The 6,000-nt window shown below is 70.3% G+C and carries 5 protein-coding genes; all 5 read right to left on the bottom strand.

Annotated features, from left to right (window positions below):
* Nucleotides 1-546 precede the first annotated feature (546 nt).
* Complete coding sequence (locus ABT245_RS31685; protein ID WP_351740185.1) at nucleotides 547-1,368, bottom strand: TetR family transcriptional regulator; 822 nt, start codon at nucleotides 1,366-1,368, stop codon at nucleotides 547-549.
* A 154-nt stretch (nucleotides 1,369-1,522) separates the two neighbouring features.
* Nucleotides 1,523-3,328, bottom strand: a complete 1,806-nt coding sequence (locus tag ABT245_RS31680; RefSeq protein WP_351740182.1) for a 3-hydroxyacyl-CoA dehydrogenase family protein — start codon at nucleotides 3,326-3,328, stop codon at nucleotides 1,523-1,525.
* 492 nt (nucleotides 3,329-3,820) lie between these two features.
* Nucleotides 3,821-4,654 (bottom strand): HAD-IA family hydrolase, encoded by an 834-nt coding sequence (locus ABT245_RS31675; protein WP_351740180.1) that lies wholly within the window; start codon nucleotides 4,652-4,654, stop codon nucleotides 3,821-3,823.
* 89 nt (nucleotides 4,655-4,743) lie between these two features.
* Nucleotides 4,744-5,313 carry an N-acetyltransferase gene (locus ABT245_RS31670; protein ID WP_351740177.1) on the bottom strand — a complete coding sequence of 190 codons (570 nt, stop codon included), beginning with the start codon at nucleotides 5,311-5,313 and terminating at the stop codon, nucleotides 4,744-4,746.
* The gene (locus ABT245_RS31665) at nucleotides 5,310-5,831 is read right to left on the bottom strand and encodes an NsdA family TPR-like regulatory protein (protein ID WP_502982237.1); all 522 of its coding nucleotides are present in this window, start codon (nucleotides 5,829-5,831) and stop codon (nucleotides 5,310-5,312) included. Before ABT245_RS31665 ends, ABT245_RS31670 begins: the two co-directional genes overlap by 4 nt.
* Nucleotides 5,832-6,000 lie beyond the last annotated feature (169 nt).

Here is a 6,000-nt window from a genome sequence, read left to right as displayed (position 1 = left end):
CCCGTCGAACATGTCCGTCTCGTCCTTGTGCACGGTGATCGCGCGGTACGACTCGGGCAGCGGCAGGGCGGCGAAGTCGGCGGACGTGGCGTCCGACGACTGGATCGCGGCCAGGATGTCCTTCACGGTCACGGTGTTGCCTCCTGCGGTGAACGCCCTGAGGGCGGGGCGCTGAGGGGTGCGTCGGTGTGCTGCTGCGGGCGGGGTGGAGAGGAGCCGTCGGTTCGGCCAGGTGGTGCTTCGGCAGCGCTTTGTGGCGCGGGAGGTTGCCTGTGACGCAGGCGTCCGGGCGCGCGAGCCAGCGGCTTGCGGGGACAGCCGGTGTGCGTACGGTCGTCGCACTCCGGCCGCCCGGACATCTTCACCGTATGACACCGCGTGTCAGGCGGCAAGGCACTGAGTGCCATAACATGCTCTCAAATGAAATCTTTACCTAACAAATGAGCGATGATCGATCGAACCGCCCATGAAATCTGCTGGAAATCGGGCCCACACATGGCAAAACGGCCACCTCGCGGGTGGCCGTTCTCCGGGGGACGCCGCGGATCAGCGCTCCTTGAGCGCCTGCTCGATGGTGCGCATGACCTCGTCCAGCGAGGCGTCGGTGCGGGCCACCGTCACCAGGACCTCCCCCTGCGTGGACAGGGCCACGGGAGCGGCGGCGGAGGCGGGCCGGGACGCGGTGCCGCGGCCGGCCCCGATCCCGGTGCCGAACGTCTTGCGGACGATCGCGAAGGCGTGGTCCAGCTGGGCCTCGACATCGCCCTGGCCCTCGGCCCGCAGCCAGCGCCTGAGCACATGGTTGTGGGCGGTGACCACGGCGGACGCGGCGACCTCCGCCAGCAGCGGGTCGTCGTTGGCGTCGTCGTCGTGCGCGTGCTCGTCGAAGTGGCCGAGGAGATAGCGGGTGAACAGGCGCTCGTAGCGGGCCACCGACGCGATCTCCGCCTCGCGCAGGGTGGGCACCTCGCGGGTGAGCCGGTAGCGGGCGACCGAGATCTCCGGCTGGGCCGCGTACATCCGCATGACCTCCTTGATGCCGCGGCACACGGTGTCCAGCGGATGCTCGTGCGCGGGGGCCGCGTTGAGCACGGCCTCCGCCCGGACCAGCGTGTCGTCGTGGTCGGGGAAGATCGCCTCTTCCTTGGAGCGGAAGTGCCGGAAGAAGGTGCGGCGGGCGACCCCGGCCGCGGCCGCGATCTCATCGACGGTGGTCGCCTCGTACCCCTTGGTCGCGAACAACTCCATGGCTGCGGCCGCCAGTTCCCGGCGCATCTTGAGCCGCTGGGCGGCGGCACGGGAGCCGGTGGCACGCTCCGGAGCGTCGGGCGTAGCCGGTGTACGTGAGGACTTGGCGGGCTGGGACATGCCCCGAACGTACTGCATGTGCGCAGCTTGGCGCGCATGACCGGGGTTTCCCCCGCCCCTGGCGGGCGGGGGAGGTACGGCCGGGCCGAGCAGTCCGCCCCAGGCGTCGGGCCCGGCCCTTGCACCGCGCCCGGTGAACCCGTCGCCGGGATGCTCAGCGGCGGGCATACTCGCGGAAGCCGCGGCCGGTCTTGCGGCCGAGGCAGCCCGCGGCCACCAGATGCTCCAGCAGCGGGGCCGGGGCCAGCCCCGGGTCGCGGAACTCGCGGTGCAGCACCTTCTCGATCGCCAGGGAGACATCGAGCCCGACCACGTCCAGCAGCTCGAAGGGGCCCATGGGATAGCCGCCGCCCAGCCTCATCGCCGCGTCGATGTCGTCCAGGGAGGCGTAGTGCTCCTGCACCATCTTGATCGCGTTGTTGAGGTACGGGAAGAGCAGGGCGTTGACGATGAAGCCGGCCCGGTCGCCGCAGTCCACCGGGTGCTTCCTGACGGTGGCGCAGACCTCGCGGGCCGTCGCGTGCACGTCGTCCGCCGTGAGCACGGTGCGCACCACCTCGACCAGCTTCATGGCCGGCGCCGGGTTGAAGAAGTGCATCCCGACCACGTCCTGCGGGCGCGAGGTGGCGCGGGCACAGGCGATCACGGGCAGCGACGAGGTCGTGGTGGCGAGGACCGCGCCCGGCCTGCAGACCTTGTCCAGCGTCGCGAACAGCTGCCGCTTGACCTCCAGGTCCTCGGCGACCGCCTCGATCGCCAGGTCGACGTCGGCGAAGGCGTCGCAGGAACCGGCCGGGGTGATCCGGTCCAGGGTCCGGGCCGCGGCCTCGGCCGTCAGCCGGCCCTTGTCGACGGACCGGGAGAGCGAGGCGCCGATCCGGGCTCTGGCGGCCTGCGCCTTCTCCTCGCCGCGGGCGGCGAGCACCACGTCGTATCCGGCCTTGGCGAACACCTCGGCGATGCCCGAGGCCATGGTCCCCGAACCGGCGACACCGACCGAGCGGACCGGGCGGCCCGGGGTGAGGAAGGCGCCCTCCAGCGGGGTCACCGCGTCCCGCACCGCCGTGGCGCTGCCCGGGGCCTCGTACGTGTAGAAGCCGCGGCCCGACTTGCGGCCGGTCAGGCCCGCCTCGCTGAGCTGCTTGAGGATCGGCGCGGGGGCGTGCAACCGGTCGTGGGAGGCGGCGTACATGGCCTCCAGGATGGTGCGCGCGGTGTCGATGCCGATGAGGTCGAGCAGGGTCAGCGGGCCCATCGGCAGGCCGCAGCCGAGCCGCATCGCGGCGTCGATGTCCTCGCGGGAGGCGTACTTCGCCTCGTACATCGCGGCTGCCTGGTTGAGGTAGCCGAACAGCAGGCCGTCCGCGACGAAGCCGGGACGGTCGCCGACCGCGACCGGCTCCTTGCCCAGCTCGACCGCGAGGTCCGTGACGGCGGCGACGGCCTGGGGCGCCGTCAGCACGGACGAGACGACCTCGACGAGCCGCATCGCGGGCGCCGGATTGAAGAAGTGCAGGCCGAGCACGCGCTCCGGGTGGGCCGAGTCGGCGGCCAGCCGGGTCACCGACAGCGCGTTGGTGCCCGTCGCCAGGATCGTCTCCGGCCGCACGATGCCGTCCAGTTCGCGGAAGACCTGCTGCTTGATCTCGTACGACTCCGGGACCACCTCGATGACGAGGTCCGCGTCGGCCGCGGCCCGCAGGTCGGTGCAGGTGCGGACCCGGGCGAGGGCGTCAGCCCGCTCCGGCTCGGTCAGCCGCCCGCGCAGCACGGCCCGCGCGGTGGCGGCCTCCAGGGCGGCGCGGGCGCCGGCGGTGGCGGCCTCGCTGATGTCGATGCCGATGACGTGGCGGCCGGCCTTCGCAAGGACCTCGGTGATGCCGGTGCCCATGGTGCCCAGGCCGACGACGGCGATGGTGTCGAGCGGGGACGGAGAGGTGTGGGACAGGGGAGTGGCCATCGCGGGACTCCAGAGATGAATGAGGGTGACGACTGGGGACACGCCCCGCGCCCCGGAGGGCGCACCGGGCGCGGAAGGGAGTGCGGGCGCGGAGGGGAGTGCGGGTGATGTCGGGCTGCGGGCGCATACGCCCAGTGCCGTCGCCGCGGGCGGACGCGCCCGGGGGAGCGGCTGAGACCGACCGGCTCTGTCCCGAAGCCGGGTCGTACTGCGGTACACGGGGTACCGAACCGACCGACGCCCACGACGGCTGCGTCACCAAACCGTCGCGAGCGGGCGCGAGCGGGTAACTCGCTCGTCTGAGCCTAACCGGTGAGTAACGAGCACGCCAGCCCCCGTCGAAGACGGTGACTGTGGAGACCGCGTCCACCATGCTCCAGGACGCGGTGACCAAGCTCTGCCCGGACGGCGGTTGTCTCGAAGAGGCGCCGCGGAGGAAGGGCATCGCAGCCGAACCCAGCTATCCGCGCGGGGCTCCTCGAATGCTGAGCGTCAGGCCGGGGCCGGGTCCAGGAGCAGAGAGTCCAACACGGCCGCGGTAGCGGTGGGGTCCGTGGTGTGGTGCACGGTGCGGATGCCCAGGGCCTCGGCGGGCGGCAGGTTTTCCGGGTGGTCGTCCACGAACACGCACTCCGGGCCGGACAGGCCCAGGGCATCGAGCGCACGCTGGTAGATGAGCGGGGACGGTTTCCTCACGCCTTCCAGCTCCGACAGGATCACCGCGTCGAAGGAGTCCGCCCACATGCCCTTGTCCTCGTACGGGTTGTAGGGCTCGATCCCGAACGAGTTGCTGAGCATGGCGACCTTGATGCCGGCCGCGCGGGCCCGCTCCGCCGCAGCGACGATCTGCGGCTCGGGGCGCAGGTTGGCCAGGGCGCGCTGCATCAGGTGGGTGGGGTCAATGCCGAGGATGCCGCCGATGACTCTGTTCCAGTCCTCCTGTGTGGCCTCCCCGACCTCCAGCGCTGCGTAGATCGCGACGCCGTCGGGGTGCTCGCTCAGGGCAGCGAAGTAGGCGCCGGGTGTCAGTCCCTCCGACCTCTCGAATGCCTCCCCGTTCAGTCTCATGCGGGTGGTGAGCACACCGCCGAAGTCAAGGATCAGGCCACGGTATGGGGCTGGCAAAGCGGCCTCCTTGTTGCTCAGGTCGGTCAGTACTACCCCGGATGCCGAGCCGTAGGCGCGCACGACGAGTCCGGGGTAGACGCGGTCCGCGAGCCTGGCCGCGCGGACTCCGGGGGCGGACGCGGGGGCCTGTTCGGGTTTCCGGCCCAACAGGGACTTGAGGACAGCATTGAACGGGAGCGTGCCGTAGCAGAGCAGCAAGTTGGGGCCTTGTGAGAGTTGGTGCCAACGGCCATTGGCTTGCTGCTGCGCGTCTACTTTGTGCGCCTTCCCTTCGGCGTAGGTTCCGGCTACTGGTGCAGTGGATCCCGCAGCATCGTGGCGAAAACGGGTGAGTCGTCGAACGGCTGTTGCTCGCCGATGTCCCGATACCCCCAGGACTCGTACACCGCTTTCAACCGTCCGTCGGAGCGGCTGGGGTCGACCAGGAGCGTGGCGCGCTCTTCGTCGCGCTCGGAGAGAAGGTGCTCGTGCAACGTACGTGAGGCTCCCGCACCCGCGGTGCCGCGATACCCCTCGCGGACGAGAACTTCCTGTACTGCGAATGTGCGGCTGCCTGTTTCCCGGGTGAAGTCGTCCGGCGGGGGCTGCCGCATACTGGACCACCACAGCGATCCGGGGGCGAGCGGCCCTCCGAAGATGTAGCCGGCCGGCTCATCGCCGTTGAAGGCGATGACGGCTTCCCAGCCTTCCCGGGAGGCATAGCGGGTCAGGCGCTCGTCGAACCGGTCCACAGCGTTGAATGGGCTGTCCATCAACCCGAACTGGGTTCGGACTTCCACGTGGACATCGAGGAAGACCTGTCGGTACTTCTCCACGTCGCTGGTGCGGAGCAGTACCAGGGAGCCGGCGTCAGTCATGCGACCACCGTTCGACAGTGGGCCCGCCAGTCGCGGGCCTCGAGGTTATGGGGTGCGAGGGTGGTGACCTGCTCGGTGAAGCCGTCCAGGAGACCGCGGACGCGGGCGTGCCTCATCATGTCCTCGGGGAGGCTCTGGGCAGTGCCGATCGCCTGTTCAAGATCTCTCTGGCCGAGTTGCGCGATGGCGAGATGCGCGTGTACGAGTGCGCTGTTGCGTTTGAGGTCCGGCCGCAAGTACGCGAGGCTGCGGTGCGCATGCCTCTCGGCGTCAGGCCACTGCCTCAGGTGCATGCGCGCGACCATCGCGAGGTGGTCAAGTTCGGCTTGATCGTAGAAGCTGATCCAGCTCGGACGGTGCTTGTTCGGGTCGGCACGGTCCAGTGCCTTCTGGGCCAGGTCCACATAGCGTATGGCGCTTCTGCCGTCGCCGAGCGCGGCCTGGCTGACCGCTAGGCGGGACATCGCCAGCGAGGAGAACAGCGGGTCGCGTCGGGTGATGGGGGACGCCTGCCGGATCGCCGCAGCGCGAGTCCGGTACTGCGGTCTGGGCGCGCTGACCGACGAGGTGATGATCCTTGTCTCCGAGAGCCTGAGGCGTGCCGCGCCCTGGACGTGCCGATGCTGGAGATGCCCATGGGCCTGACGGTCGACGAGCGTGTCCAGTGGACCGTGAAGCGCGTTGGCG

This window comes from Streptomyces sp. NPDC001508 (assembly GCF_040298665.1).
Taxonomy (GTDB): domain Bacteria; phylum Actinomycetota; class Actinomycetes; order Streptomycetales; family Streptomycetaceae; genus Streptomyces.
This window is presented reverse-complemented; position numbering and strand designations above follow the sequence as displayed.

What these genes read in the sequence shown, in the direction of transcription:
- ABT245_RS31680 (WP_351740182.1), bottom strand. Translation starts at nt 3,328, where the DNA reads ATGGCCACTCCCCTGTCCCACACCTCTCCGTCCCCGCTCGACACCATC.
- ABT245_RS31670 (WP_351740177.1), bottom strand. Translation starts at nt 5,313, where the DNA reads ATGACTGACGCCGGCTCCCTGGTACTGCTCCGCACCAGCGACGTGGAG.
- ABT245_RS31685 (WP_351740185.1), bottom strand. Translation starts at nt 1,368, where the DNA reads ATGTCCCAGCCCGCCAAGTCCTCACGTACACCGGCTACGCCCGACGCT.